This window comes from Sorangium sp. So ce327, assembly GCF_051530205.1.
GTDB classification, from domain to species: Bacteria; Myxococcota_A; Polyangia; order Polyangiales; family Polyangiaceae; genus Sorangium; species Sorangium cellulosum_B.
Genome location: NZ_CP150330.1, coordinates 12,331,533 through 12,357,956, shown reverse-complemented (window position 1 = coordinate 12,357,956; position 26,424 = coordinate 12,331,533). Strand labels below are relative to the sequence as shown.

Annotated in this window: 21 protein-coding genes; 8 read left to right on the top strand and 13 right to left on the bottom strand. The window is 71.6% G+C overall.

Annotated features, from left to right (window positions below):
- Positions 1-61: 61 nt before the first annotated feature.
- On the bottom strand, positions 62-2,446 hold the full coding sequence (locus WME95_RS46330; protein ID WP_437905593.1) for a DUF2169 domain-containing protein: 2,385 nt from the start codon (positions 2,444-2,446) through the stop codon (positions 62-64).
- 165 nt (positions 2,447-2,611) lie between these two features.
- Here WME95_RS46330 and WME95_RS46325 point away from each other — a divergent pair, with 165 nt between their 5' ends.
- Positions 2,612-3,430, top strand: coding sequence for a metallophosphoesterase family protein (locus tag WME95_RS46325; RefSeq protein ID WP_437905592.1), 819 nt, complete (start codon positions 2,612-2,614; stop codon positions 3,428-3,430).
- A 203-nt stretch (positions 3,431-3,633) separates the two neighbouring features.
- On the top strand, positions 3,634-4,095 hold the full coding sequence (locus WME95_RS46320) for a hypothetical protein (RefSeq protein ID WP_437905591.1): 462 nt from the start codon (positions 3,634-3,636) through the stop codon (positions 4,093-4,095).
- Positions 4,096-4,413: 318 nt separating this feature from the next.
- On the opposite strand, the gene WME95_RS46315 is transcribed toward WME95_RS46320, so the two are convergent.
- From WME95_RS46315 to WME95_RS46285, 7 genes are all read right to left on the bottom strand, one after another.
- The gene (locus WME95_RS46315) at positions 4,414-5,160 is read right to left on the bottom strand and encodes a class I SAM-dependent methyltransferase (protein WP_437905590.1); all 747 of its coding nucleotides are present in this window, start codon (positions 5,158-5,160) and stop codon (positions 4,414-4,416) included.
- A 167-nt stretch (positions 5,161-5,327) separates the two neighbouring features.
- Complete coding sequence (locus WME95_RS46310; RefSeq protein WP_437905589.1) at positions 5,328-7,259, bottom strand: transketolase; 1,932 nt, start codon at positions 7,257-7,259, stop codon at positions 5,328-5,330.
- A gap of 359 nt (positions 7,260-7,618) precedes the next feature.
- Complete coding sequence (locus WME95_RS46305) at positions 7,619-9,046, bottom strand: serine/threonine-protein kinase (RefSeq protein ID WP_437905588.1); 1,428 nt, start codon at positions 9,044-9,046, stop codon at positions 7,619-7,621.
- A gap of 1,321 nt (positions 9,047-10,367) precedes the next feature.
- Positions 10,368-11,615, bottom strand: coding sequence for a neprosin family prolyl endopeptidase (locus WME95_RS46300; protein WP_437905587.1), 1,248 nt, complete (start codon positions 11,613-11,615; stop codon positions 10,368-10,370).
- 668 nt (positions 11,616-12,283) lie between these two features.
- Positions 12,284-13,312 carry a hypothetical protein gene (locus WME95_RS46295; RefSeq protein ID WP_437905586.1) on the bottom strand — a complete coding sequence of 343 codons (1,029 nt, stop codon included), beginning with the start codon at positions 13,310-13,312 and terminating at the stop codon, positions 12,284-12,286.
- Positions 13,309-14,961 (bottom strand): M16 family metallopeptidase, encoded by a 1,653-nt coding sequence (locus tag WME95_RS46290; RefSeq protein WP_437905585.1) that lies wholly within the window; start codon positions 14,959-14,961, stop codon positions 13,309-13,311. Before WME95_RS46290 ends, WME95_RS46295 begins: the two co-directional genes overlap by 4 nt.
- A 35-nt stretch (positions 14,962-14,996) precedes the next feature.
- Positions 14,997-16,883 (bottom strand): insulinase family protein, encoded by a 1,887-nt coding sequence (locus WME95_RS46285; protein WP_437905584.1) that lies wholly within the window; start codon positions 16,881-16,883, stop codon positions 14,997-14,999.
- Positions 16,884-17,088: 205 nt separating this feature from the next.
- On the opposite strand from WME95_RS46285, the gene WME95_RS46280 reads away from it, so the two are divergent.
- The 3 genes from WME95_RS46280 (at position 17,089) to WME95_RS46270 (ending at position 19,174) form a co-directional block, all read left to right on the top strand.
- Positions 17,089-17,280, top strand: a complete 192-nt coding sequence (locus WME95_RS46280) for a DUF350 domain-containing protein (RefSeq protein WP_437547324.1) — start codon at positions 17,089-17,091, stop codon at positions 17,278-17,280.
- A gap of 16 nt (positions 17,281-17,296) precedes the next feature.
- Positions 17,297-18,535, top strand: a complete 1,239-nt coding sequence (locus WME95_RS46275; RefSeq protein WP_437905583.1) for a hypothetical protein — start codon at positions 17,297-17,299, stop codon at positions 18,533-18,535.
- A gap of 228 nt (positions 18,536-18,763) precedes the next feature.
- The gene (locus tag WME95_RS46270; RefSeq protein WP_272096158.1) at positions 18,764-19,174 is read left to right on the top strand and encodes a response regulator; all 411 of its coding nucleotides are present in this window, start codon (positions 18,764-18,766) and stop codon (positions 19,172-19,174) included.
- Here WME95_RS46270 and WME95_RS46265 read toward each other — a convergent pair.
- Complete coding sequence (locus tag WME95_RS46265; RefSeq protein WP_437905582.1) at positions 19,171-19,422, bottom strand: hypothetical protein; 252 nt, start codon at positions 19,420-19,422, stop codon at positions 19,171-19,173. The genes WME95_RS46270 and WME95_RS46265 overlap by 4 nt on opposite strands.
- Positions 19,423-19,759: 337 nt before the next feature.
- Between WME95_RS46265 and WME95_RS46260 the strand changes: the two genes are divergently transcribed.
- Positions 19,760-20,191 carry a hypothetical protein gene (locus tag WME95_RS46260; RefSeq protein ID WP_437905581.1) on the top strand — a complete coding sequence of 144 codons (432 nt, stop codon included), beginning with the start codon at positions 19,760-19,762 and terminating at the stop codon, positions 20,189-20,191.
- Between the two features lie 72 nt (positions 20,192-20,263).
- On the opposite strand, the gene WME95_RS46255 is transcribed toward WME95_RS46260, so the two are convergent.
- Both WME95_RS46255 and WME95_RS46250 read right to left on the bottom strand, forming a co-directional pair.
- Positions 20,264-21,517, bottom strand: coding sequence for a P1 family peptidase (locus tag WME95_RS46255; RefSeq protein WP_437905580.1), 1,254 nt, complete (start codon positions 21,515-21,517; stop codon positions 20,264-20,266).
- A gap of 133 nt (positions 21,518-21,650) precedes the next feature.
- Positions 21,651-22,265 (bottom strand): NAD(P)H-dependent oxidoreductase, encoded by a 615-nt coding sequence (locus WME95_RS46250; RefSeq protein WP_437905579.1) that lies wholly within the window; start codon positions 22,263-22,265, stop codon positions 21,651-21,653.
- Positions 22,266-22,334: 69 nt separating this feature from the next.
- Here WME95_RS46250 and WME95_RS46245 point away from each other — a divergent pair, with 69 nt between their 5' ends.
- Both WME95_RS46245 and WME95_RS46240 read left to right on the top strand, forming a co-directional pair.
- Entirely contained in the window at positions 22,335-23,270 is a 936-nt protein-coding gene (locus WME95_RS46245) for a LysR family transcriptional regulator (RefSeq protein ID WP_437905578.1), read from the top strand.
- Between the two features lie 200 nt (positions 23,271-23,470).
- Positions 23,471-24,814 (top strand): serpin family protein, encoded by a 1,344-nt coding sequence (locus tag WME95_RS46240; protein ID WP_437905577.1) that lies wholly within the window; start codon positions 23,471-23,473, stop codon positions 24,812-24,814.
- Between the two features lies 1 nt (position 24,815).
- Here WME95_RS46240 and WME95_RS46235 read toward each other — a convergent pair whose 3' ends face one another.
- Both WME95_RS46235 and WME95_RS46230 read right to left on the bottom strand, forming a co-directional pair.
- Positions 24,816-25,649 carry an HTTM domain-containing protein gene (locus tag WME95_RS46235; RefSeq protein ID WP_437905576.1) on the bottom strand — a complete coding sequence of 278 codons (834 nt, stop codon included), beginning with the start codon at positions 25,647-25,649 and terminating at the stop codon, positions 24,816-24,818.
- A gap of 143 nt (positions 25,650-25,792) precedes the next feature.
- Positions 25,793-26,317 (bottom strand): hypothetical protein, encoded by a 525-nt coding sequence (locus WME95_RS46230; RefSeq protein WP_437905575.1) that lies wholly within the window; start codon positions 26,315-26,317, stop codon positions 25,793-25,795.
- Positions 26,318-26,424 lie beyond the last annotated feature (107 nt).

Here is a 26,424-nt window from a genome sequence, read left to right as displayed (position 1 = left end):
CTCTCGACCGCGACGCCGGCGGCCTTCACAGCGCCGTGATCGTAGCCTGGCCCTCGATCGCTCACGAGCCTCCGGGATCTTCCGGGCTCGCCGGCGCCGTCTCGTCGATCTCCTTCATGATGGCGCCCGCGATCTTCGCCCGCCTCCGCGAGGCCCCATGCAGATTGGCACGCTCCAGGTTGGCGCCGCGGAGATCGGTCAGATCGAGCTTCGCGTGCGCCAGCACCGCGGCGACGAGGCGGGTCTTGCAGAACGAGGCTGCGCCGAGGTCGGCGCGGTCGAACCGCGCCGACATGAAATCGCCGCGATCGGCCTTCGCGTCACGCAGGTTGGCGCCGGCGAACGACGCGCCCACGAAGCGCGCGTCCTCCAGGTCGGCGCCTGCCAGGTTCGCCGCGGAGAGGATCGCGCCGTCGCCGCGGGCACGAGCGAGCCGCGCTCGCTCGAGGTTCGCCCCGCGCAGCGAGGCGCCGTGAAGGTCCGCCTCCTCGAGCGAAGCCTCGACGAGCTCCGCGCGGTCGGCGCGCGCGTTCGTGAGATCGGCGCGCGACAGATCCGCGCCGCGGAGGTCGGCCTCGTCGAGCGTCGCCTCGACGAGGCTGGCCCCTGCGAGGCGGGCACCACGGAGCCTCGCGCCGCGGAGCGCGCACCGCGCGAGGGAGCGCCCGCTGAAGTCGAGCCCCGAAAGGTCACCGCCCGACAGGTCGTCTCCATCGAAATCGCCGCCTTCGGCGAGCCTCGCCTCGGCGCGCTTTCGCGCCTCCAGCCCGGCGAGCGGCTCGCTCGTCACAGGCGGCGATACGGCTGCCGGCGCCACGACCTCGGGCGGCCGACTCACCCTCTCCGGCAGCGCCACCTCGGCCAGCGCCGGCGACGCCACCTCGAACGGCGGACTCACCTTCTCCGGCGGCGGCGCCGATTCCACGACACCGCTCTCAGGATCTCCCGAGTCGACCAGCGTGCGCCCGGCCCGCGAGCCCCCGGCGCCAGCGGGGCTGACGAGCCGAGGCCCGGGCACGGGGCTCCACGGCGCGCCCGGGATGGGGTCCTCCCCGCGCGACGCGCTCGTCCCCGGCGCTGCCAACGGGAACTGCGCCCGCTCTGCCCCGACCTCCGCGAGCCTGTCCTCGGGGATCGGCATCCTCTGGCCCAGCGGTCCCGTGATGCCTCCGCTCACGGCGACAGGAGCAGGAGCCTGCGGCGCGGCAGGCGAATCACGAAAGGGGAGCACCGGCATCTCCATCTTCCTCTTCGAGAGCGGGCCTGTCTCCACCATCCCGGCGGGTGCCGCTATCGGCCTGGGGAGCGAAACGGCCGGCGCCGAGCTCCGGTGTGTCGCCGCAGGGTCCCCGGGGAGCGGCGCGCCGTGCTCCGGCCACGGAATGGTCCCTTTGAGCGTCTCGACACCCGCGAACAGGCGGATGTCCTGGAGCGCCTCCTCGCTCTCCGTCGCGAAGCTGCCCCGCCACACGAGCGAGGCGATCTGTCGATCACCGTCGATGACGAGCGTGTCGGCCACCAGCGGGATCTCCTGCGATCCGCCCGCCAGCGCGGCGTCGATGCGGTAGCGGCGCACACGAGCGCGCGCCGAGGGGAGGCGCGTCGAGACGAAACGCCTCTCCGCGCTCAGGTTCTCCAGAAGGATCTGCTCATCGCCTTGCAGAAAGGGGATCTGCTGATCGAACGGCGCCGGGTTGAAGGCGCGAAAGTCGAAGTCCTCCGGAATGTGGAGCACCTCCGCGCGCCGCGCGGCGGCGGGGTCCGCGCCGGGCGAGCCGAGCTGCGCCGAACGCCGCGCGGCGGCTGGCTCGAAGCCGTTGAAGAGCCGCTCCCGCAACGCCCAGTGAGGCGCGATGGGTCCGAAGCACGCGGGCCGGTGGGGGCTCGCAGGATTGACCAGGTTCGGGCGCGCTCGCCTTGCGCCCATCGCTGGATCCAGCGCGTCGGCGCGCGCGCCCTCGCCGGCCTCGGAGACGCCGACCGGGTTCCACGGATGGCTGGGCCCGCCCGCCGCGCGCTCGTACACGAGCGGCATCCTCTGGAACGGCGTGGGCGCGATGCTGCCGGGCGTGGGGTCCCCGAAGACGTGGATCGTCTTGTCGAGCAGCGGCCCACCGCGGAAGAGCGCGAGCCTCGCCGAGAGGCCGATCACCGGCCCGGTGGCGTCCGACGCATGCGCGTGCCCGGTGAGCACGACGCCGGCGCCGGGGAGGTACGGCGCGGTGTCGCTCGCGGAGCGCAGGCTCCGCGAGGGGTCGTCGTCGTGAAAGCGGTCCTCGCGCTCGACGGGCTCGGGCGCCACGAGATCCGCGTCGCCGTCCGCGCCGAGGGCGAACGTCGCCTTCACGAGGATCGTGACGCGCAGCACGCCGCCGATGCGCCACAGGACCGCGCCGCACGACACGGGATTCAAGGCGACGATGTCCACCGGCCAGAGCGCGCGCACGCGCCGATCCTACCCGCTCGTGGTCCGGCGCGTGCAGGGAGACTGGGGGAACTTCGCGGCTGTGACGCGCGTGTCCATCGCCCCCAGCGGTCGCGCTGCCGCGCCGTCGCGCCACCTCGCCGCCTCGTCCGACCACGCGCGAGGGGGCTGGAGGCGCCGGCGGACATGGTCTATCGTCACGAGTCCGCCGATCGGACGCCGCGAGGCGCCGAGAGCCGCTCCAACGTCTCGATGGCCGCTGAAGGGGGTCTTGCCATGCGGATCGCGCTGATATCCGACATCCACGGCAATGAAGTGGCGCTCAGGGCCGTGCTGGCCAGCATCCGCGCGACGGGCGTCGATCAGGTGATCTGCCTCGGCGACGTCGCGACGCTGGGGCCGCGGCCCTCGGCCATCCTGGACATGCTGCAGGAGCTCGGGTGCCCGTGCATCCTCGGGAACCACGACGAGTTCATGCTGGATCCGGAGCTGATCCGCACCTACACCGAGGCCCCCATCGTCGTCGACGCGGTGGACTGGTGCCGTGATCGGCTGTCGAGAGACGAGCTCGCCTTCCTGCGCACGTTCCAGGCGCGCCTCGAGATCCCGCTCGACGCTCACTCGACGCTCCTCGTGTTCCACGGCTCGCCCCGGTCTCACATGGAAGATCTCCTCGCGAACACCCCGCCGGAGGAGCTCGATCGCCGCCTCGAGGGCCACGCTGCGACGGTGATGGCCGGGGGGCACACGCACCTCCAGATGCTCCGCCAGCACCGCGGCACGCTCCTCGTGAACCCGGGGAGCGTCGGGATGCCGTTCAAGGAGTACGCGAACGGCGGGCCACCGACGCTGCTGCACCACGCCGAGTACGCGACCGTGGAGGCGCAAGGCGGCGCGGTCAACGTCAGCCTGCACAGGGTGCCGGTCGACAGGGACGCGATCCGCGCGGCGGTGAAGGCCTGCGACAACCCCATGCGCGGCGCGCTGCTGCAACAATACGCCTGAGCGAGCCCGGCCGCTCCTGTCGGCCGCGGCGCGCGGAGACCAGGGAGCGCGAGCGCCGCGAGGCCGCCCGCGACGCCGCGCGCTGCGCGCTGGCGCCGAAGAATCCCGCGGCGTTGGCGAGGCGGAGGGGCCCGATCCGCGTGCGGCGAGCCGCGGCGATCTGGTAGCCTCGAGGGCGCGCGCCGGAGAGCGATGGAGCCCCGATGACGAAATACGAGCAGATCAAGCTGTCCTATGAGGCCTCCAAGGCGGCGATCGGCCAGGTCGCCGAGGAGCTCTTGCAGTGGATATACGAGCTCCGTGACCACATGGCCTGGCCGAGGGACAAGTGGGCGCTCAACCGGATCGCCGGAGACGCCCACGCCAACGGGCTCCTGCAGCGGTTTGTCGTCGAGAATCAGCCCGGCGTCGGCGAGGTCCTGAAGTGCCAGCTGTCCCTCACCGTCGAGGAAGAGCTGCCGTTCACCGTCGACTTCTTCGCGGTGGGCAGGACGGACAGGGGCCTCCTCGTCGTCCTCATCGGCGGAGAGCAGATCACCGTCAGCAAGGCCTCCCCCGAGGCCTTCTTCGAGAAGGCCGTGGAGCACATCCGGCAACAGGCGAGGCGCGTGGCGAAGACGCGCCGCGTAGGAGCCATCGCCGGCACGCCCCACCGCCCTGCCTAGGCGCAGCGCTCGCCTGGCTGCCCAGGCGGTTCGCCTGGCGCTCGGGCGAGCGCCACCGCGCCGCACTCGCGAACGCCAAGACAGCGCCCCTGCGCTTCACCAACGAAATCCGCCACACCAGAAACGAAAGCCTCAGCCGTACAACGCCTACGTAAATTCACGGACCCTCGTCAGGAGATCCCTGGCCCAGCTCCTGCATAGCCCTGACCCCGGAGCGCCTGAGGGACGGTTTCCCCCCCCACACCGTCGGACGGGCGCTCTTTTTTTCTTTTGTGCGACGCCTCCGCGTCGGCACCTGCGCTTCGCCCGGGCGGCGCGTCACGCCAGCTCGGCGACCAGCACGCGATGGCCGAGGTCCAACGACTCCAGGCGCCGCAGCTCCCCGTACTTGCGATCCCACTCCCCCGACGCGAGATCCGCGCTCAAGCGCGCGAGCCCTTTCGCCAGCTCGCCCTCCTCCGCGAGCGCAAAGTTCGAGATGTTCCGCCGGATCTCGGCGTCCAGGTACATCTCCGGCCGCGCCCAGTACGCGGCGAACAGACCGTCGGCGCAATCGCGAGGCAGCTGAAAAGGGAGCGACTCCACGGACGGGAGCTCTCCTCTGATCGCGTCGATGATAGCGGCGTTCTTTCGTGACGGGTCGAGCGAGGGAAGGTAGTCCTCGGTCAGCCAGAAAGGCTCACCGCTCGGCGGGTCGCGCATGAAAATGACGATTCGCTTGCGCGCGACCCTGCAGAGCTCGCGCAGGCCTGCTCGGAGGTCGGTCCAGTGATGTAGTGTGTTGACGGCCAGGGCGGCGTCGAAGCTCTGATCGGGGAGGGGCAGGCCCTCGGCCCTGGCCTGGAGGGCTGGCGCCGCGCCGGGCCGCCGCTGCGCGATCATCGTCGCCGAGGGCTCGATCGCGAGCACCTCTCGGTCGGTCGGCTCGTACGCGCCGGCGCCCGCCCCCACGTTGATCACCGAGCGCGCATCGCCAAGGGCGTCTCTGATCAGCGCCTCGATGCGGGGCTCCGTCCTCCGCGTGGCGGAGTAGCCCGTGCCGATGCGATCGTAGAGAGCGCTCATGTCGGTCCTGTCGCTGGCGTTGTATCACGATCCGCCGACGACCGACCCGCAGCGCGCTTGCGCTCGCCTCGCGCGAGGCCAGGACTATCGCGCGCGGGCGCTGGTACGAGGACTCCTCGCAGACTACCGATGAGGAGGTCCGAGCCCTCCTGGATTGACCCCGTGGCTCACGCCGCGGCGCGTGCGTCGCCGGAGAGGAGGCGCTTCGCCGCGCCAGCGATGGAGGCAGCGTCGAGCCCCGCGGCACGCAGGAGCTCGGCCGGGGTGCCCGAGCCGGGCATCTCCCTCACGGCGAGGTGGACGACGCGCGCGACGACGGGCTCTTCGCCGGCCAGGGCCTCGAGCACGGCGTCGCCCAGGCCGCCCTCCGCCCAGTGATCCTCCACGACGACGACGTTTCCATCCGTGGCCTGCACCGCCGCGCGGATGCCGGCGGCGTCGATTGGCTTGATGCCATACGCGTCGATGACTCGAGCGGAGAGCCCGCTCGCCTCGAGCTCTGCGTGGGCCTTCAACGCCTCATGGACGGTGATGCCGGCGGCGATGATCGTCACGCGATCATGGGGTGTCTCGCGCAGCACCTTGCTCCCGCCGATGGGGAACGCTTCGGTCGCATCGTACAGGATGGGCGTCTTCTCGCGCGTCGTTCGGAGATAGACGATGCCCTTCTGGTCGGCCATGGCAGCCACCAGCCGAGCGGCCTGATTGGCGCAGCACGGATAGAGCACGGTGCTCCCGTGGATGGCGCGCATCATGGCCAGATCCTCGAGCCCCATCTGCGACGGGCCGTCCTCACCGATGGATACGCCCGCGTGCGAGCCGCACACGCGGATATCGGCCCTCGACACCGCGGCCATCCGGAGGAAATCGTGGGCGCGCGTGAGGAAGGCCGCGAACGTCGACGCGAAGGGCGACCAGCGCCGGACGCTCAGCCCGACGGCGGCGGCCACCATCTGCTGTTCGCTGATGAACATCTCGAAATAGCGGTCTGGATGGGCCTTCGCGAACTCCTCGGCAAAGGTCGAGTTGTTGACCTCGGCGTCCACGGCGACGATCTCCGCGCGCGCAGCGCCGAGCGCCTTGAGCGCGTCGCCGTAGGCTTTCCGCGTCGCGACGGCCGTGGAGCGCTCGTAGATGGGGAGCTTCAGCGGCCCGGCGGTGGGCCGCGGAGCGGGCTCACCCGGCGCAGGCGCCTCTGGCGTGATGACGATATCGCGCATGCCCCCCAGCTCTTCGATCGCCTTCGCGCACTGCGCCTCGTCGAGCGCCTTTCCGTGCCAGCCGTCCTTGTCCTCGACGAGGGACACGCCCTTTCCCTTCACCGTGCGCGCGACGATCAGCGCGGGCGCGTCCGAGGCGCGGAGGGCTTCGGCGTAGGCGCCGGAGATGGCGGCTGGATCGTGGCCGTCGATCTCCAGGGCACGCCAGCCGAACGCGCGGGCGCGCGCCGCATAGGCCGCGGCGTCCCAGCCGAGGGGGGTCTGTCCGCGTTGCCCGAGGCGGTTCATGTCGAGGATGGCAATGAGGTTGCCGAGCTTCGTGTGGCGCGCGTGGTCGAACGCCTCCCAGATGGATCCCTCGGACATCTCGCTGTCGCCGAGCAACACCCAGACACGGTAGGGAGCCTTCTCGAGGTACTTGCCGGAGAGCGCGATCCCGACGCCCATGGGGAGCCCCTGACCCAGGGAGCCGGTCGCCACGTCGACCCAGGGGAGCGTCGGCACCGGGTGCCCTTGCAGCGGGCTCCCGAAGCGCCGGTACGACAGGAGCTCCGCGTCGGAGATGACGCCCGCCGCCTTGAGCATCGCGTAGAGCAGCGGGGAGGCGTGGCCCTTCGAGAAGATCACGTGATCGTTGTTCGGGTTCTCCGGATGGCTCAGGTCCCAGCGGAGGTGGTCGCGGAGGAGCACCGCCATGAGATCGGCCGCCGACAGGCTGGAGGTCGGGTGTCCGGAGCCGGCCATCGTCGAGCAGCGGACGCTATCGACGCGAAGCTGCTGGGCGAGCTCACGCTGACCGTGAGTCTGCTCGGCGCTGCTCCGGTGTTGCCCCTCGGTCCGGTCGCGCCCGCCGCGCGGTTCGTGCCCACGCGGAGGCACCCCGTGGGGCGCCTGGGTCGACCGCTCGCCAGACGGCGCGGGCGAGCGATCCTTCTCGGCCTTCGCGGCTTGCTCTCGATCATCCTGCGCAGGCAGTCCCCGGGGGCGGCTCGGCGCAACGTCTTTCAGGGGGCTGCGTACATGCTTTGGCCGTCTCTTCTCGGCCGGCTTGGGGGCTTCTTGCGCCATGGCTGCACCTGACGCCGACGTCTTGATGCAAGCAGGGCGCCACCGCGCACAACGCCTGTGTCTGGCCACGACGAGGACAGCCAAGCCTGCCTGCATGGCGCAATCATCGAGCGGCCTGAGGCGTGCGCCGGACCGCCGAGCTCACGCACGCGCGGATTGGCAACAACCGCTCAGTGACGCGTCCTGAGCAACTCGCGTTCGGTGGGCGCGCTTCGCGCGCCGGTCGCGCGGTCACCGCGGGAGATGCGAGCGCTCGGCGGCGCCGAACGCGGGTCGACCGGGCGCGGGGCCTGCGCGGCGAGGGGGCGCGGCGCGGCCGCAGGGACGGAGGCCTCCTCGGCCGCGGGGACGGAGGCGTCGTCGGCCGCGGGGACGGCAGCCTCCACCGCTGCGGCGCCGCCCGCTCTCGCTGCTCGGCGTGGGCTCGCCTGGGCCGCGATGCGCGCCTGCGCGGCGCGGACCACGGACGCGGCGCGCGCATCGACGCTCGAGGCCCGCAGCGCGGCGGGGAGCTGGGCCTGCGCCCACAGCGCGCCGGTCGACAGCACGACGCCGAGCGCCACGACGAGGCCGGCTGCGAGGCCCAGCTTGCCCCGGCGCGCGGGCTCTGCCCGCTCGGCGCGCACCGGCGCCCCCGACAGGCCGACAGCGGCCTTGTAAGCGGCGACCATGGCCTCGATCGAGGGGAACCGCTCCGTCGGGTTCAGGGCGAACGCGCGCGCGAACCACGCCGAGAGCGCCGGTGGCGCGTCCGGGTACAGCGCCGGCCGCGGCGGTTGCGCGCTGGCCAGGATCGAGGCGAGCACGTCGCTCATGGTGTGGCCCGGGAAGGGCAGCCGGCCCGTGAGCGCCTCGTAGGAGACGACCGCGAGCGCCCACATGTCGGAGTGCGGGTTGGTGTCCCCGTCGCACGCGTGCTCCGGGCTCAGGTACGCCGGCGTGCCCAGCACCACGCCGCCGATGGTCCGGCGGGGGAAGTCGGCTGGCAGCTCCTTTCGGATCCACTTGGCGATGCCGAAATCCGCGACCTTGGCGCGCACCTCGCCGCTGCGCTCCTCCTCGAGCAGCACGTTCGTCGGCTTGATGTCGCGGTGCACGATGCCGAGGCCGTGCGCGACGGAGAGGGCTTCTCCGATCTGGCCAAGGAGCGGGGCGAGCTCCGCCGGGGACATCGGCCCCCGCTCCTGCATGAGCTGCCTCAGGGACCGACCTCGAACGTAGCCCATGACGAGGTACGGGCCCGCGGCAGGGTCGTTGCCGACGTCGTGCACGGCGACGACGTGGTCCGTCTTCTGCGCCAGCTGCGCCGCGACCTGGGCCTCGAACCGGAAGCGCTCCAGCGCGGTGCCGGCCTGGCTCTCGCGCTGGACCGTGAGGAGCTTGAGCGCGACGTCGATCCGCAACGCCCTGTCGTGCGCGAGCCACACCTCGCCCATGGCGCCGCGTCCGACCAGCCGCGAGAGCTTGTACCGCCCGGCGACCAGCTGGTTGCGCCGCGGGTCCTGGGCTACGTCGCCCCGCCCGGCTGCAGAAGAAGCGGGAGCGGCGTCGCCGGAGCGGTCAGAGCGCGCCGCAATGGCACGCGCGCTGTCCGCCATCGGGACATTGGCGTCAGATCGTCCACCGGAAGCCGATGCTTGCCACACGAGCGGTACCCTCCGTGCCGTCGCCGTGCCCAGGCTCGTTGACGCGCTGATGCGACAACGCTCCTGGACGCCGAGACCGGGGCATGTCAGCCACGGTACCACCGGGCGGGGGAGGCAGGAATCAGGAACGACGGAAGCGCCTCGCTCAGGAGTCTCCGGATCCACCATGAGGTGCGCAAGGGTGGTGAATCAGCGTCCTACGGCGCCACCGCCCCGGTCAGAACGTCATCGTGAGCGCGTTCGCCAAGCGGTTCGCCCGGCCGTGCGGGAAATCATGCGGCGGCGCCGGATGACGCGATGAAGGGCCGCCGCCCAGACGGCCATCCATGCCGCCGGAGCGCCCGTCGGGGCGGTTCGACCGGCCATTCCGCAGGTGCACCCGCCGCCTTCATCACCTTCTCCACCTGCGCTGTTCGATGTGCTGGAGCCGCCGCTGGACGCGGAGGATCCCGTGCCGCTACCGGCGCCAGCGGCCACGCACCCAGCGATCCGCATAAGAGAGGATGAGCGCGAGAGCACCGAGGGCGCTCCGCCTCTGGGTCGAACACGCCGTTTGATAGATTGCGCCTCCACGATCCCGCTTCGGATTCCAGCGTGCATCCAGACCACCAAGGCGACTGCCGGCCTGTGAATGCGGATCGTCGATCGATTGAGCCACAGCTCGCTCCTGCGGACTCGACGCGACGCTCCAGCCCAACCGTAACGACGCCCACCAGGGCGAAGGGAGACGTCCATGCCGAAACGACCTGCACCGACGACGCCGAGCGCTAGCGCGGCCGAGCTGAAGCCGGCCAGCCGCGGAAAGAGAGCGCTAAAGCCCTTGACCCCGGGGCTGCATCATCGTCGGTGCTCTGGCCTTTACGGAGCGCCGCAAAACCAGCCTGGCGTGGCGGGGTCGTGGGACCTCTGGCAAACCCCGCCCCCGGAGCAATCGGCATTGCTCAAGCACGATCGGCAACGACCCTCTCGACAAACGTACGCGCCGCAGACGCGCAGCTTCGACGCCCGGATGGGATTGTCGGCTGGAAGCGAAGACTCATCACACTCCCAACCGTAGTGCCGCGGATCGAATTTCGCCGCGCACCGAGCCCGATCACAGAATCCCGACGCACAGTCGCCGTCGGTCGCGCAGCTCACCTCAGCCTCGGCGCCGTCCGCTTGACGCGCTTCGGCAAGCTGGACCGCCGGCCCATCCGCGTCTGCGCTCACGCGTGAGCACGCCAGTACCGCCAACAATGCCAGCAGCACCGCGGAGGACGCCAGCGCTGTCCTGTTAGTTACAGCCACTTCCATCTCCGCCCGGGCCTCCAAGACGGAAGAACGTGATGTTGTTGACGTCTAGCAGCATGTTGGAAAGGCTATAGCAGTCAGGATCGTACCCTGAAAAGGCCCCACCCGGAGCGTTGCCGCCGTTGAATGCGAAGGTATTGCTCGGAGTCGTTATGCCGATGCGCGGATTATAGATCCAGGCAGCCTGACCCGAGCTGTTGCCATGCTGACCACTGCCGACATCACCATTGGCCCAGGGGGTCGGCGGACTTCCGGTGTTGACGCCGGGATGCCAGTACTCGCCGTACCAGTCGGCACGGCACGCTCCGCTGGCGATCAGGTCGAAGGTGATGCGCTCACCGGCGGCGTCCGCGACCGAGTTCTGTGTCGGGTAGTAACCCATCCATTGGCCGCAAGCGTGGACCCACCAGCGGTTTTGAAACAACTGGATCTCGACGGGGCAGGAGTAGTGCGTTCCATTGACCACGCTCATCGTGCTCGAGGACATCACCGCGCCCGGGAAGATTGTCGCCGAAGGTTCGCGCTTGAAGCCCGCCTGGAGCTCGTCGTAGCCACCGATGCGAGCACCCTGCGCCCCACCGGCCGTGCGAAAGTAGAGAAATAGATGGATGGAAGAATTGCTATAGAGCGGGCTCTGCTCCATGAAGCCGACCTCAACCGCTTCCATGGTGGTCGACGGGCTCGCTCCTGAGCACAAGGAGGCGCCCTGCATCAGGCTCATCTCCGTGCTTCCGACGTTGGCATAGTCCCAGGTGCTCACGTCTGCAGCGTTGGACACGTGAGTGCGCAAGTCTTGCTTGTTCGCGTAGAGCTTCTTGTTTCCGTCGTAGCTCGGCAGCGGCGTCGCAATGTGGTTCTTGATATAGCTGTCCAAATTCTCTGCCGAATGGTTGCCCTCGACGTAGCCGTCGAACGTTGGCCGCGGCATGGGCACGGTCCCTTCGGGGGCCTGGATCCCAAGCTCCTCGTACTCGGTGCGCGCCCGACGAGCGTTGTGCATCGGTGCCGTCTCCTCGGCGCTCACTTTATCTTCGGCCCCTCGACGCCGATCCTGGCTCGGGGTCGGCGTCTGCTGAGGTTGCGGCGGTGGAATAACGTTAACCGCGTCCGGATAGAGACTCGCGTACTCGACGAACTCGATAATCTGGCCGCTGGGCATCTGAACGGTACCAACGATGTTCCATCCTCGGGCCCGCTGGGCGTTCCAGCCGTCCACCTCGGAGCGACGCATCGCTCGGAGATCCGACGTGACGCGCTGTACAGCGGTCTGCTCCGGTATGTCTGCCTCTGACTCCTGGCTCGGATCGGCTCCGAAACAAGCCTGCAGCAGGACGGCGCCTATCATAAGACCACTGGTCGCAATTCGGCTCATTCTCACACTAGTTCCCCTCTCGCCATTACATCGCTCCTGTAGATCGATGCGTATTCGTCGCCCGAGTGAGCCAGGTCACTTCGGCGGACAGTATGCAATTGAGTTTCTCAGTCAAGCATCGACGCGAAGCTTTTGGATTTTATGTCGTTCCTTTGTATTTCTGGAGTCCTGGAGGCGCGCCCTGCGGCAGAAATCCCGGAGAAAATGTCGCCGCTGGCGGAATTGGTCTTGTGTGGCAGGAAAACCGGCTGTGCGGCCGCGCCTGACGCAGATGCGCGAAGAAAAAGAATGAGCGCTCGACCGTCTCAAGGAGTTGGACGAGGAGCGCCAGCCGCCGATTGACGACTTCGGGTCCTTCGAGCCCGAACTGCGCGGGAGGATGGCGGAGATCGAGCGCGACCTGCTCGCGGAGAAGCCCCAGTGATGCTGATCGACGGCGTACCCCACCCCTATACGTCAGAGACGATGTCGTCTCGAATCCTGGGGCGGAGGGCGGGGCACGGACGCGGCCGCGCGTCCTGGGGCGGTCACGGCGAGACGCAGGGCACGCTCGGCGCGGCGTCCGGCGAGAGGAGCGACGGCAGCCAGCGCCGCAGCACCAGGGGCACCATGGCGTCGTGGGGCATCGGCTCCGTCGGGACGAGCGGCTCGAGCTCGCGGAGGACGCCGGGCGCCGCGGGGTGCGCCTCGACGCCGCGCTGGAAGGCGCGGCGGAAGTCGGCGATGGGGCGCTTGGCCCAGGTCATCGTCTGCCACGACACGACGACGTGCGTTGTCGGGCGCGAGCGCGCGAGGGGGAGCGCGATGTCGACGTCCATGCACGTGTCGATCACGAGCGCGGCGTGCACGGGGGTGGACGCGCCGAGCGCGGCCGCGATGCCGCCCGCCTTGTTGCAGCCGCCGCCGGAGTGGCCCGCGACGACGACGCGCGCGCGGTCGAGGGTCGCGACGCCGCGCAGCCGCGCGGCCGTGGCGTCCAGGAACGCGTCCAGATCGAAGGCAGGCCAGCTCGTCCGCGCGACGGCGACCGCCGCCGGGAGCACGGCGCTCGGCGCGGCGACCAGCATCGGCGGGATCCGGCCCGCCTCCATGAGCTGCGCCGCGATCCGGCGCACGTCGCCCTCCTGGCCGCCCCCCATCCAGCGGTGCTCGATCCGCGCCTCGTTGGTGCCGTGCAGGAACACGAGGATCGGCAGCGGCCGCGCGGGATCGGCGGCCGCCAGGCGGTGCACGAAGGCGCGACCCCGCCAGCGCCGCTCCGGCGGCACCGGGGGCGCGGCCGCTCCGGCCTGCGCTGCGCCCTGCTCGGCGGCGCCGCTCGCCGGCGCAGACGGGTGCTCGTAGTCGTACGTCGCGCCGTCGAGCTGCCCGGGTGCCGCCGTCGGCGCCGCCGGCGCTGCGGCCACCGGCGCTGGCTTCGGCTGCGCCCCCACGGCGCCCGGAGAGGACGCGGCCGCGAGCGCCGCCGCGAGCGCGAAGGCGCGCGTCGCGGGCGCTAGCCCACGCACAGCCGCCCGCGGAGCGCGCGCGCCCCCGCGGCGCCCGGCGGCCGTCACTGCGGCTCCTCTGCCGGCGCCGCGCGGCCAGCGCCTGGCGCCGGGGCGGGCGAGGCGCTCGCGTCCCGCGGGATCGTGCGCTTCCGCTCGAAGGCGCGGGTCGGGTCGACCACCTTGACGTCCCCGAGGCGGCTCAGCATCGGGCCGATCGCCTGGGCGTCGCCCACCACGACGATCGCGGCGTGCGCCGGTCGCACGTTGTCGTGCGCGACCTTGCCGGCGAAGGCCGGCGTGATCTCCCGGAGCTCCTTGCGGTAGCTCTCGTGGTGGTCGTCCGGCAGATCGAGCGCCTGCATGACGGCGAGCTCGTCCGCGAGCCCCGTGGCCGTCCCGAGGCCCAGGCCGAGGCCGGCCGTGAGCCGCCGCGCCGCGGCGTCGACCTCCTCCTGCGAGGGCGCCGCGGCCGCGAGCTGCTCCGCGTGCTCCAGCATCGCCTGCGCGGCGAGGCCCGTGCGCGCCGCGGGGACGCGGACGTGGGCCAGGAGCGGGACGGGCCCGTGCGCGACGTCGAGCGGCGCCGCGGACACCTCGCGCGCCGGCCCGCGCGGCTCGAGCAGCTCCTGCGAGAGGCGCCCGGAGGGGCCGCCGAGGACCTCGCCCGCGAGAGCGAGCGCGGGCCACTCCGAGGCGCTGCGCTCGGGGCCGAGCACGCCGAGGAAGAGCTCGCTCTCCGCGCTCTTCGGGCGATCGACGATCGTGATCTTGAGCGACGCCGGAGGCACCGGATCGGTGAACGAGAGCGCCGGCGGCTCCGCGCCGCGGCGGTCGGTGAAGGCCTTCTCCACGGCCGCGCGCGCGGCCTCGGGCGTCGTGTCGCCCGCCACCACCACCACGGTGTTCTTCGGGACGTACCACGCCGCGTGGAACGCGCGGCAGTCGGCGGCGGTGATCTGCGGGAGCTCCGCCGCCGTCGCGCCGAACGAGCCGTAGGGGTGCAGCTCCGTCGGGAGCGCGTAGAGGTCGCGGAAGAGGACCATCAGCGCTCCCCAGCGGCCGTCCGAGCGCGCGCGCTCCCTCGCCGCCTCGGCGGCCTGGGCCTTCAGCTTGGCGAGCTCCGCGGCGTCGAGGCGCGGCCGCTGCACGACGTGCCCGAGCAGCAGGGCCGCCTCCGCGAGGCGATCGCTGGGCGCGCGCAGCCCGATCACGGTCGCGTCGAGGCCTGTGTCCACCCGCAGGGAGGCGCCGAGCGACTCGACGCGCGCGAGCAGCTCGCGGCCGGGGAGGCCGCCCGCGCCCCCGCGCAGGAGGAGCTCGCCCGTGAGCGCGGCGAGCCCCGTGCGCTCGCCGTCGGCCGCGGAGCCGCCGCGGATGACCACCCGGACCTCCACGAGCGGCAGCGCGCGGCTCACCGCCGTGGCGACGCGCAGGCCGCTCGGGAGCTCGGCCCAGGCGATCGCGGGCATGCGCGCGGGCTTCGCGGGGCCGGACGGCGGCGGCTGCTCCCCGCGAGCGACCTCGGCCGGCGGCGCCGCTGGCGCAGACGTCGCCGGGGCGGGCCTCGCCGGCGCGCCCGCCTGCGCGGGCGGCTGCGGCGCCCGCCCAGCAGCGCAGCCGCACACCACGGCGGCCGCGAGCGCCGCGGTCCAGGAGAGCCAGGGGCGCGCTGTCCGTCGCCCGCGCAGGTCGCGTCGCTCGCTTCGCTCGTTCATCGCGTCACGCGTTCTCCGTCGCTCGCCTGTTCGCGTCACTTCTTCGTGGGCTTCGCCGGCTTCGTCGGCGCCGGATCCGGCGCGGGCCGGCTCGCCGCGCCGTGCGCCTTCGCCGGGCGCTCGCCCGGCGCGGCCTTGTCCGCGCCCTTGCCCGGCGCGGCCCTGCCCGGCGCGGCCTTGCCCGGCGCGACCTTGCCCGACGCGGCCTTGCCCGACGCGCCCTTGCCCGTTCCCTTGCTCGGCGCGGCCTTGCCCGCGCCCTTGCCAGGCGCCGCCTTCTCTGCGCCCTTGCCCGGCGCCGCCACGTCAGCGTCCTGCTCCGGCGCCGCGGCGCGCGCCCCGCCTCCGGCCCGCAGCGCGCCGGCCGACGCGCGCGGCGGCGAGGCGGCTCCCGGCACCCCAGGGGGATAGGTCTCGACGATCGTCCGGCGCGTCGGGCCGAGGTGCTCGCGCGCGACGCGCTGCACGTCCTCCCGGGTCACCGCGAAGTAGCGCGCGAGCTCCCCGTTCAGGTGGGCGGCGTCCCCGAAGACGAGCTCGTGCTCGCCGAGCGCCCGCGCCCGCGCGCTCGCGTCCGCGAGGCCCGCCACGAACGCCGACTGGAGCAGCCGGCGCGCCCTCGTCAGCTCGGCCTGCGAGGGTCCCGCCGTCGCAAGCGCCCGGATCTCGCCCTCGATCAGCTTCTCGACGTCGCCGACCCGGGCGTCCTCGGCGAGCCGCACGTCGATGGAGAAGAGATCGGGCCCGCGGTGGCCGTCGATCGCGACCCGCACCGACCGCGCGACCGCCTTGTTCCCGACGAGGAGAGCCGGGAGCCGCGAGCTCTCGCCGCGCCCGAGCAGGGAGGCCGCGAGCGCGAGCGCGTGGTGATCCGGGTGCTCGGGCGGCGGCACGGCCCACCCGTAGAGGATCGACGGCGCGCGGGCGGCGCTGTCCCTCACGACGCCGGTGCGCTGGCTCGTCTGCTCGGGGAACGGCGCGTCCTTGAAGGGCGCGGCGGAGACGGCGGGGATGCCGTCGAAGTACTCGTGCACGAGCGCCATCGCCGCGCCCGCGTCGAAGCCGCCGGCGATCGCGAGCACCGCCCTGTTCGGGCCGTGGTGGGCCGCGTGGAAGTCGCGGACCCACGAGAGCTCGGCGCCCGCGAGATCGTCCGCCTCGCCGAGCGCCGGGTGCTCGTGGGGCCAGTACCCCTGGAAGACGAGCTCGCGGAGCCGGATCGCGCCCTGGCCGTGGGCGGCGCCGAGGACCGCGCCGCGGCGCTCGAGCGCGCCCCTGCGCTGCGCCTCGAAGCCCTCCGCGCTCGGCGCGGGCGCCCTCATGCGATCGGCCTCGAGCCACAGCGCCAGCGCGAGCTCGTTCGCGGGCAGCACCGCCGTGTACGCGGTGCGATCGACGTCCGCCTCGGCGTGGAGCTCGCCACCGCGCTCGGCGACGAGGCGCTGGGGCTCGCCCGCCGGCAGGCTGCGGCTGCTCCGGGCCATCGTGTCCATCACGAGGCGCGCCACGCCGCTCCTGCCGCTCGGCTCGTCGCGCGAGCCCGCGTCGTACGTCACGGCCACCGCGACCGTTGGCGAGCTCTCATCGGGGCTCAGCACCACGCGCAGCCCGTTCTTCAGCGTGACCCGCTCGACGGGCAACGCGAGATCGAGCGGCGCTTCCGCCGGACCCGCCGCGGCGCTCCTCGGCGCCCCCGCCGTGTGCGCCGCCTTCCGGATCGGCGCGCCCCCGCCGCGCGCCGCCTTGCCGGACGGCGCGCCCGCCCCCTTGCCGGACGGCGTGCCCGCCGACTTGCCGGCCGCTACGCCCGCCGCCTTGCCGGACGGAGGCGCTGCCGCGGCGAGGTGGGGCGCGCCTGCGCAGAGCAGGCCGAGCGCCGCGAGCGCGGCCGTGAGGGCGCGGCGGGGCAGGGTTCGGCTCACGGTCGTGGACACCGCAGGGCGATAGCACGTCGCCGCCCGGGCGCGCGCGCCGAGGAGCGACGCGGCGCAGCGACCGCGCTTCACCCTGCCGGCCGACTCGCGTAGGCTCGCGCCCCGAGCTCACGACGTCACGGGCGCGCGCCGCGCGCCGCCCCACGCCCAGAGAGAACCGCCGATGCCCGACGTTGAAAATTTGATCAAAGCCGTGATCGGAACGCTCGTCTTCGTTGCCGTCGGGCTGATCGTCTTCCTGCTGGCGTTCATGCTGATCACGAAGCTCACCCCCTTCTCCATCCGCAAGGAGATCGAGGAGGACCAGAACACGGCGCTCGCGATCGTGATCGGCTCGGTGATCCTGGGCCTCGCCTGGATCATCTCCGCGGCCATCCACGGCTGACGCGCGGGTCTCGGCGTTGGCCTCGGCCGGGCCCGACCTCCTCGGCGCGCTGCCGGCCGGGCCCCGCGGCGCGGCCCGCGGCGGCTTCATGTGGAGCCGCGGCGTCGACCTCGCGGTGTTCGGCGGCTCCGCGGCGGTCGCCCTCGCCCTCGCCGCGCTCTCGACGGGGGGCGCGCTCCCGGCCTGGGGCTTCCTGCTCTTCGTGGTCGGCGTCGACGTCGCGCACGTGCACACGACGCTCTTCCGCACGTACCTCGACCCGGAGGAGCTCCGCCGCCATCCCGCGCTCTACGCCGGCGTGCCGCTCGCCTGTTACGCCGCCGGCGTCGCGCTCCACCTCGCCTCCGAGCTGACCTTCTGGCGCGCGCTCGCCTACGTCGCCGTGATCCACTTCGTCCGCCAGCAGGTCGGGTGGGTCGCGATCTACCGCGCGCTCGCGGGCGAGCGCTCGCGCGTCGATCGCCTCCTCGACGACGCGCTCGTCTACGCGGCGACGGGGTGGCCGCTCCTTTACTGGCACGCACACGCTCACCAACCGCGCGCGTTCCAGTGGTTCGTGGACGGCGATTTCGTGAGCGCGCCGTGGCTCGCGGCCGCGGTGGGCCCGCTCGGCGCGGTGTACGCCGCGCTCGCCGCCGCGTACGTCGCCCGCGCGATCCAGCGGGCCTGCGTCGACCGCGCGCCGCTCAACCTCGGCAAGCACGTCGTCGTCGCGACGACCGCGGCGACGTGGTACGTCGGTATCGTCGCGACCGACAGCGACTTCCAGTTCACGGTCACCAACGTGATCGTCCACGGGGTCCCGTACATGGCGCTCGTCTTCGCGTACGCCCGGGAGCGGGCCCGCGAGGCGCCGCGCTCGCTGCTCGCGCGGGTCCTCGCCGCCGGGCTCCTCGCCTTCCTCGGCGTCGCGCTGGCGCTCGCGTTCGTCGAGGAGATGCTCTGGGACCGGCTGGTCTGGCACGACCGGCCGGAGCTCTTCGGCGGCGCGCGGACAGGGGACGAGCCGCTCCTCGGGCCGCGCGCGCGGGCGCTGCTCGTGCCGCTGCTCGCGCTGCCGCAGGCGACCCATTACCTGCTCGACGCCGTGGTCTGGCGCCGCCGCCACACCCGCCCTGCCCAGGCGCGCGCGCTCGGGTTCCGGCCCGGAACGCTGGAAAGCGAGGGAGGCGAAGGCGGCCCGGGCCGCGCGGACGGCGCGCACCGCGAGAGCGCGACGGCCGCCAAGACGCGGTCAGCGAGCGGAGAGGCTTGACCCGCGGCGCAACTCCCGTAACCCTCGGCGCTTCGCATGGCTTCGCTCGCGGTGCCCGTGCTCCCGCCACGCCCCTCGCCCGCTGCTCGGCGCGGATCGGCGCCGCCCCCGCGTAGCCCGGAACCATGTCCGGAGAAGATCCGACGATGCTGAGGGCATGCAATGCGTGCGCGGTGTTCGCCTGCTATCGCTCCTGCATGCTTGCGCAGTCTCGAAGAGGTAACAGCGATGAGTGAACCCTTGCCAACCGACGGGCTCAACGGGCCGCGCGTGACGCCGATTCCCCCGAACCCGCGCGCCCCCGTCCTCCTGGTCGACGACGACGCCGAGCTCCGGGAGATGCTCCGCGAGATGCTCGAGTCGTCCGGCTACGACGTCTACTGCGCCAGCAACGGCAGGGAGGCGCTCGATCTCCTGCACCAGGCGGACCCGCCGCCCGGGCTCATCCTGCTCGATCTCATGATGCCGATCATGACCGGCGAGGAGATGCTCGCCGCGCTGAAGCAGGTGCACGCGCTCGCGGCGATCCCTGTGACCATCGTCTCCGGCCACGACGGCCCGCCCGAGGGCACGGCCTACCTGAAGAAGCCCGTCGACTTCAGCGCGCTGCTCGGCGTGGTCCAGAAGACCTGCGGCTAGCCCCTCCGGTCGAGCGCGGCCAGAACCTCGACCGGAGCGTCGGCCGGAGCGTCGACCAGCGCGCCGACCTCGACCGGCGACGGCGACCGCGGGCTCATCGCCGCGAACGCGAGGAGCGCCACGACGGTCAGCAGGAGCGCGAGCGCGAACGCCGCGGCGAGGAACAGGATGCCGAGCGACGCGCGCTCGCTCCCGGCCTCGCCCGCGCCCTGGTCCGGGTCCTCGTCGCGCCGCTCCGGCTCATCCACGCTCCGCCCTCCGCTCGCCGGCTGTGCTTACCGCCTCGCGCCGGACGGCGCAACGGACGCAGCGAGGACCTCCGTGTCCGCCGCGCTCACCGCGCGCCGCGGCGTCCTCGGCGGACGCGCCCGTCCGGACATTGTCTGTCCGGAAGGGCCATCGCCGTCCGCCGCCAACGGCTGTAGGTTCGCCTCCTCGGAGGGCGTGAGAATGGCAGAAGGCCGCACCAGCGACGCTGCGGAGGAGAGCGGACAGGCGAGCTCCGATCGCCTGTGGATCCTTGTGAACACAAGTCTTCGTGAGTCTGCGCCAGATCGCGTGAGTGGCCGCCCTCCCCGGGAAACCATGGTGATACGTGATGGCGATACCCTCCTCGTCAGCGTCGATGTCGGCCGGGGCCGCGGCAAGGCGCTCACGGTGCCATTCAACATGGTAGAGCTCGGTCGCCTGGAGGCGACGCTGGTGGTGCGGCTCGCGGCCACCTCCGCCCCGTGCGCCGCCTGCGTCGACGAGAGCCTCGCCAGGGCGGCTCAGGAGCCCGGGGGGCTCGACACGGAGCGCGTCCTCCGGGCGGTGCGCGCCGCGATCGCCGGCTGCGCGCAGCGCGCGCACGGCGAGGCCGCCCGCGGCGCGGCCGACGCCGGCGTGCCTCCGCCGGAGAGCTCGGGCCCGCGGCCGTGGGGCGCGCTCCGGCTGGCGCCGCTCAACGCGCCTCACGTGCCCGCGGGGGGCGCGCCGGGAAAGGAGAGCGAGCTCGAGCTCCTGCTGATCATCTGAGTCGGGACTTCGCTCTTCCCGGGAGGCGCGTTTGCCGGCGCTCGATCCGGCGTCGCGGCGCGCAAATACGGCTCAGCGCCCCGGCTCACCGAGCCTCCCGTACCGCCGCATCGCCTCGCGCAGCCGGTCGAGGGGGATGGCGTGGGCGACGTGGTCGTCCTGTCCGAAGGTCGTCGTCGCCATGGTCATCGCGTTGAGGATGGCCTCTTCCACCGCCTCTTCGGCGCCCTGGAACATCGGGTTCAGGCGCACGTCGTCCACCTCGCGGAGACTCCGTGTCAGCCCGCCGGGCTCGACCGGCACCCGGTTGCCCGTCGCGAAGGCCAGGAACAGGTCGCCGCTCCCGTCGCGCGAGATCGTCCCTGTGCGCCCCACCGCAAGCGCGATGCGCCGCGCCACCCGCTCGAGCTGCCGCGCGGACAGGGGCGCGTCGGTCGCGACCACGGCGAGCAGCGAGCCTTCGCCGAGGAGCTCCAGCACGGGCAGGAGATCGCGGATCTCCAGCCCTACCGGCACCCCGTCGACCCGGAGCTCTCCGCGCGCCCCGAAGTTCGCCTGCACGATGGCGCCCACCGTGAACCCGCCCGCGGCTTCCGGCAGGACGCGCGACGCCGTCCCGATACCGCACTTGAATTCGTAGCAGATCATCCCCGTCCCGCCGCCGACCGCCCCTTCTTCGACAGGGCCCTCCGTCGCGCGCTCCGCCGCCTCGAGGACGTCCTCGGCCGACACGTGCAGCCCGCGCATGTCGTTGAGCGCGCTGTCGTCGCACTCTCCGACGACCGGTGTCACCGTGGGCTCGTCCACGCCGATGCCCGGATAGCGCCGGAGCATGTACTGGATTGCCCCGTCGAGGGCGCGCCCCACGGCGAGTGTGTTGGTGAAGACGATCGGCGTCTCCAGCACCCCGAACTCCCTCACATAATGGAGGCCGGTCATCTCCCCGTTCCCGTTCAGGACGAAGCTCGCGGCGGGGACCTTGTTGTGCCAGAAATCATCGGACGTCGGCAGGATGACGGTCACGCCTGTGCGCACCGGCCCTTTGCCCGGGTCGAGCCGGCCGGTGCCGCGGCGATGGGTCACGTGCCCGACCCGCACGCCGGGGACATCGGTGATCGCGTTCAGCCTCCCGGTGGGCATGCGGCCTATCACGATGCCGAGATCCCGCGCGCGCCGGCGCGCCTCGCCGGCGGGCGCCGGGGGCGGCGGACGAGCGCTCGGTGCGGGAGGGGCGGGTCGAGCCGCAGGGCCGGCGCAGGCCAGGAGCGAGGGCAGCAGGAGCGCCGCGGCGAGCGCAGCGCCGGAGGGAAGGCGGGGGCAACGCATCGGCGGGAGGATAGCTGACGGCGGTGCTCTCGCGCTCCGCCCAAAGAGCCGCAGAAGAGTCCTTACGCGATCTGCCCCGTCTGAAGAGCGATGCAATCTCGACCCATCCTGCACGCATCGCAGGATGCCGCCTTCACGCCACGGCCAGCGTGCGGGAGGACTTGGCAGGGAATTGCCGCGCATCCCGCTCGCCGATGCGCTCCATCTCCCGGAGCCAGGCCGCTCGTTGCTCGGGGGTCCGCGTCTTCTGATCGAAGAAGGTGGTCTCGCGGACGGGCCCGAAGCCGACGAAGCGCAATGTCGCGTTGATGAACGAGGTATGCACGGACCGCCAGTGCCAGAATCGGTACCACCAGCCCGGGCTATCCATCGTGGTCACGACGCGCGCGCTGCGGCCGGCGAGCAGCCCCTCGGGCAGCGCGCTCCGCTTTCGATAGGCGAACGACCATCCCGGCAAGAACGTGCGATCGATGAAGCCCTTGACCAGCGCGGGTGGCCCAGCCCACCAGGTCGGAAAGAACCAGGCCACGTGGCTCGCGCGCTCGATGGCAGTCTGGGCCTGGCGGAGATCGGGCTCGAGCTCCTGTTTACCGCTGAAGCCAGCGCGCAGGTGCGGATCGAAGGCGAGCGAGCGCAGGGCCAGGAGCTCGACGCGGGCTCCGCCTCTCTCGAGGCCGCTGGCGTAGGCCCGCGCGAGCGCGTCGCTCAGGCTGTCGGGGGCGGGGTGACCTTGGATGACGAGGTGCATGCGTCAACTCTTGGCCATGCAGCAGCGTCTGGGTAGACGGTTCTGCGCAGCCGTGCCATGCGTGGGTGCATGGCACGCCCTCCCGCGCCCCCGCCCGCAGGCAGGCCGCTCGCCGACCTGGATTGGGCCGATCTGCGCCTCTTCCTGGAGGTGGCGCGCGCCGGCAGCTTCTCGGCCGCCGGCCGCAAGCTCGGCATCGAGCAATCGACGGTGAGCCGGCGCATGGCGACCTTCGAACGGACGCTCCGGGTGGCGGTCTTCGATCGGCTGCCAGGAGGCTCCATGCTCACCCCGCTCGGCGAGCAGCTCCGTCGCCACGTCGAGTCGATGGAGGCCGGCGCCGACCAGTTCGTGCGCGAGGCCAGCGGCCACGAGAGAGAGGCCGAGGGCCTGGTCCGACTGGCGCTCACGGAGTCGATCGCCGTACACGGCGTCATCCCGCGCGTGCTCCCGGCGCTCGCCGAGAGGCACCCGCGCGTCTCGCTCCACCTGCTGACCAGCTACGAGGTGGCCGATCTGGGCCACCGTGAGGCCGAGATCGCCGTGCGCTTCTTCCGGCCGAAGAGCGGTGATCTGGTGGCCGCGCGGATCGTCACCCTGCCCACGGTGCCTATCGCCCACCGCAGGCTCTCGAAGAAGGGCCGCGACGAGCTCGACTGGGTCGCCGTCGATCTGGGCCGCACCCCCACCGTCGAGGACGACTACCAGAAGCGGCATGTAAGAAAGGCACCGAAGCTCATCGTGAGCAGCTACATCGCCCAGATCGAGGCCGTGCGCGCGGGGCTCGGCGCCGCGGTCTTGCCGTGCAGCGCGCTCGATCTGGACGACGACCTGGTGGAGCTCGATCTGGGCCTGCCCGCAGGCCCGTTGCTCGAGCTCTGGCTCGTGACGCCGCGCGGCCTGCGCCAGGTGCCGCGCATCGCCGCCGTGTGGGGCGCCCTCGAAGAGCATCTCCAGTTCCTGAGCTCGCCGCGACGCGCGCGGGCGCGCGGGCGCTCGCGGTGAGCCATTTCACGGATGGTGCGCGAGCCAGCTCCGGGCTCTGACAGGGCCTCTTGTGCCAGAACGGGCCAGCTCTTCCCCGGATGTCAGGGTTCGGGGGCACCCCGCGCGCGGCGGCTCGGTCGCTCCGCGCGTTACGCCTCGGAAATAGACGAGCCCGCGATCGGAGCCGGCGCGGCACGGCCGATGCTGGACGGGGCGGCATGCAGCGAACCCTCCGAACCTGCGCTCCCCTCTTCGTCCTGTCTCTGACCGCGATCCTCGGTTGCGGGACGTCCACCGATCCCAACACGGACTCGTACCTCGACCCCGAGGGCGAGGATTGCAGCGACGCCGACAAGCCCTTCTGCGTGATCGCCTCGGACAAGCAGCGCATCTCGAGCCCGGACGTCCCTCCGGAGGACAAGACCGCGCTCGTCTCGGGCAACTCCGCGTTCGCGCTCGACCTCTACCAGCAGCTCCGCCAGGAGCCGGGCAACGTCTTCTACTCGCCCTACAGCATCTCGACGGCGCTCGCGATGACGTGGGCCGGCGCGAAGGGCGAGACCGAGACGGCCATGGCCGACACGCTGCGCTTCGACCTCGGGCAGGACAAGCTCCATCCGGCGTTCAACTGGATCGACCAGGAGCTCGAGAGCCGCGGTCAGGGCGCCCAGGGCGCCGACGGAGAGGGCTTCCGCCTCAACGTCATGAACGCGCTCTGGGGGCAGATCGGCTACTCGTTCGAGGCGCCCTTCCTGGACACGCTCGGGCTGCACTACGGCGCTGGAATGCACGTCGTGAACTTCCGGGACTTCCCGCAGGAATCGGTCGATCTCATCAACGGATGGGTCAGCGACCAGACCGAGGGCAAGATCGAAAAGCTGGTGCCCGTCGAGGCGATCACCCCCGAGACGGTGCTGGTCCTCACGAACGCCATCTACTTCAACGCGGCGTGGCGCACCCCGTTCGAGCCCACCGAGACGGAGGACGGCCCGTTCGAGACGGCCGATGGGACCGAGGTAACGGTGCCCCTGATGCACGGCAACCTGGAGATGCCCTACGCCGAGGGCGACGGCTACCAGGCGATCGCGATGCCCTACGACGGGGACGAGCTGTCGATGGTGATCGTCCTGCCGGCGAAGGGCACGCTCGACGCGTTCGAGGCGTCGCTCGACGCGGCGAAGGTCGACGGCATCGCCTCCGCGATGAGCGAGCACCTGGTCGACACCACGATGCCCAAGTTCAAATTCGAATACGAGCTGAGCCTCAAGAAGACGCTGGAGGCGATGGGGATGGAGATCGCGTTCAAGTCCGGGGTCGCGGACTTCACCGGCATCAACTCCAGCGGACGGCCCTACATCCAGGACGTCCTCCACAAGGCGTTCGTCGGCGTGAACGAGGCCGGCACCGAGGCAGCGGCGGCGACCGCGGTCATCGTCGGCGACGAGTCGGCGCCCCAGCCGGCGTCGCTCGCGCTCGTGAATCCCTTCCTGTTCCTCATCCGCGACAACGCGACGGGCAGCATCCTGTTCGTCGGCCGCGTCGCCGACCCCACCGCGAGCTGACTCAGGCCTCGCCACGCCGAGCGCAGCGTGCCACAGCAGAGGGCGCTCGCGCCTGTCGAGGGTCCGCCTTCACGCCGAACGCGGCGATGGTGAACACCGACATGATGGCGCCGAAGACATCGAGCCTCATGAAGACGGCGATCCCGACGTGCAATCCGACCGTGGCTGCCACCCAGAGCCGCCGGGTCCGACGTGGCCAGATGAAGAACGGGTACCCGATCTCCACGAGCAGCACGAGCCACCCCGCGGCGACGGCGATCCAGGCGTGGTGCGCGAGCCACGAAAAATCGAACCGCCGGTACTCGGGCAGCATGAGCGAATGCCACATCGCGTCGCCGTCCCACCACGCCGGGCCCAATGCCTTCTCCACACCACTCGATAGGTAGACGAGACAAAGGTGCAGCTGCACCACCCGCAGCGAGAGGCGCGCTGTCGCGCTCGGCTCGGGCGGCGCCCGCCCAAAGGCACGATCGAGCGACAGCACAGCGCCAGAAGGCATGAAGACGAGGTAAAACAGGAAGATGTTCGCGAACTGATCTGCTCCGTAGTTCGTCCTCTCCGCGGTCATCATCAACGTGAAATGCACGAGCCATGTGCACGCCGCGGAGAACCTCGTCCTCCAGCCGAGCAGGAGGCCAGCCAGCGACAGCGCGTAGAGCACACCCACGCCAGCGATCACCGAGCTCTCACCGACCCCGAAGCGCGAAAATGCGTTCACGAGGTGGCCGATCCGGGGGAAACCGATCGCGCCGGCCCCGTCGAGGAGCTGTCCCTGCACGATGCCCGAACGCGAGTACAGCTCGGAAGCGATGGGCGCGATCAGCGCTGCCTGCATCAAGAGAACCGACGCGAGCCCTATCCGGAGCGCTGCCAGGGGCCGGGCCGACGCGGGTGCGAACGCGAATCGCCCCATCGAGCCCCACAGGCGCGCAGCTGCCTCTCTAGCCTTCGGCAGGAGCAGGGTATGGGTCCGCTGCCTCATGGCGTCGCCTCTTTGTTGATCTCGCCGGTAGCGAGCTGCGTCTTCAGGGTGAACTTGGCCTGATATTCGAGATACCACCGCGGCTGTTTGCCCGCGCGATACTCCGCCATCGAGGGCAGGTCGTAGCTTTCGATTCGGACAACAACGCTGTCCGCCTCTGGGTGTTTGGCGAACACCTTCGCTACCCAGGACGCAATCAGGGAGCGCCTCGCGGCCGGGTCCTGCTCATCCCAGTACATGCCGATGATATTCTTGACGCGGAGGTCCGCTTCGCGGCTCGCTCCTGTCTCCAGCGCCTCGGTCGTCAGCGTTCCCGCGCGATCCCTGACCTGGAAGGTGGCCCAGGGCAGGGGCCCGACGCTCGGAGCAAAGAAGGAATACGCGCTGCTGGCCCCGGAGAGCGCGCCATAATAGCCCACCACATGTTCCACCCATCCTCCGTTTGGCAAGCGCACATGCAGCACACCCAGCACGATCACCAGCCCGAGGTGGATCGCAGCAGCGGGAAGCACGAAGAGCACGCGCTTTCCTATGTTTCCTGTTCCGTCCATGGAGCTCACCCCTGTGGAGCCGTATTGCGCGCGGCGTGCCACCCGCTTTCGCCACCCACGTTTCCAACGCGTCGTCA

What these genes read in the sequence shown, in the direction of transcription:
- WME95_RS46240 (WP_437905577.1), top strand. Translation starts at nt 23,471, where the DNA reads ATGCAGCGAACCCTCCGAACCTGCGCTCCCCTCTTCGTCCTGTCTCTG.
- WME95_RS46255 (WP_437905580.1), bottom strand. Translation starts at nt 21,517, where the DNA reads ATGCGTTGCCCCCGCCTTCCCTCCGGCGCTGCGCTCGCCGCGGCGCTC.
- WME95_RS46235 (WP_437905576.1), bottom strand. Translation starts at nt 25,649, where the DNA reads ATGCAGGCAGCGCTGATCGCGCCCATCGCTTCCGAGCTGTACTCGCGT.
- WME95_RS46305 (WP_437905588.1), bottom strand. Translation starts at nt 9,046, where the DNA reads ATGGCGGACAGCGCGCGTGCCATTGCGGCGCGCTCTGACCGCTCCGGC.
- WME95_RS46245 (WP_437905578.1), top strand. Translation starts at nt 22,335, where the DNA reads ATGGCACGCCCTCCCGCGCCCCCGCCCGCAGGCAGGCCGCTCGCCGAC.
- WME95_RS46270 (WP_272096158.1), top strand. Translation starts at nt 18,764, where the DNA reads ATGAGTGAACCCTTGCCAACCGACGGGCTCAACGGGCCGCGCGTGACG.
- WME95_RS46300 (WP_437905587.1), bottom strand. Translation starts at nt 11,615, where the DNA reads ATGCGTCGCTCCGAGGTGGACGGCTGGAACGCCCAGCGGGCCCGAGGA.
- WME95_RS46325 (WP_437905592.1), top strand. Translation starts at nt 2,612, where the DNA reads ATGGTCTATCGTCACGAGTCCGCCGATCGGACGCCGCGAGGCGCCGAG.
- WME95_RS46315 (WP_437905590.1), bottom strand. Translation starts at nt 5,160, where the DNA reads ATGAGCGCTCTCTACGATCGCATCGGCACGGGCTACTCCGCCACGCGG.
- WME95_RS46250 (WP_437905579.1), bottom strand. Translation starts at nt 22,265, where the DNA reads ATGCACCTCGTCATCCAAGGTCACCCCGCCCCCGACAGCCTGAGCGAC.
- WME95_RS46290 (WP_437905585.1), bottom strand. Translation starts at nt 14,961, where the DNA reads ATGAACGAGCGAAGCGAGCGACGCGACCTGCGCGGGCGACGGACAGCG.
- WME95_RS46260 (WP_437905581.1), top strand. Translation starts at nt 19,760, where the DNA reads ATGGTGATACGTGATGGCGATACCCTCCTCGTCAGCGTCGATGTCGGC.
- WME95_RS46320 (WP_437905591.1), top strand. Translation starts at nt 3,634, where the DNA reads ATGACGAAATACGAGCAGATCAAGCTGTCCTATGAGGCCTCCAAGGCG.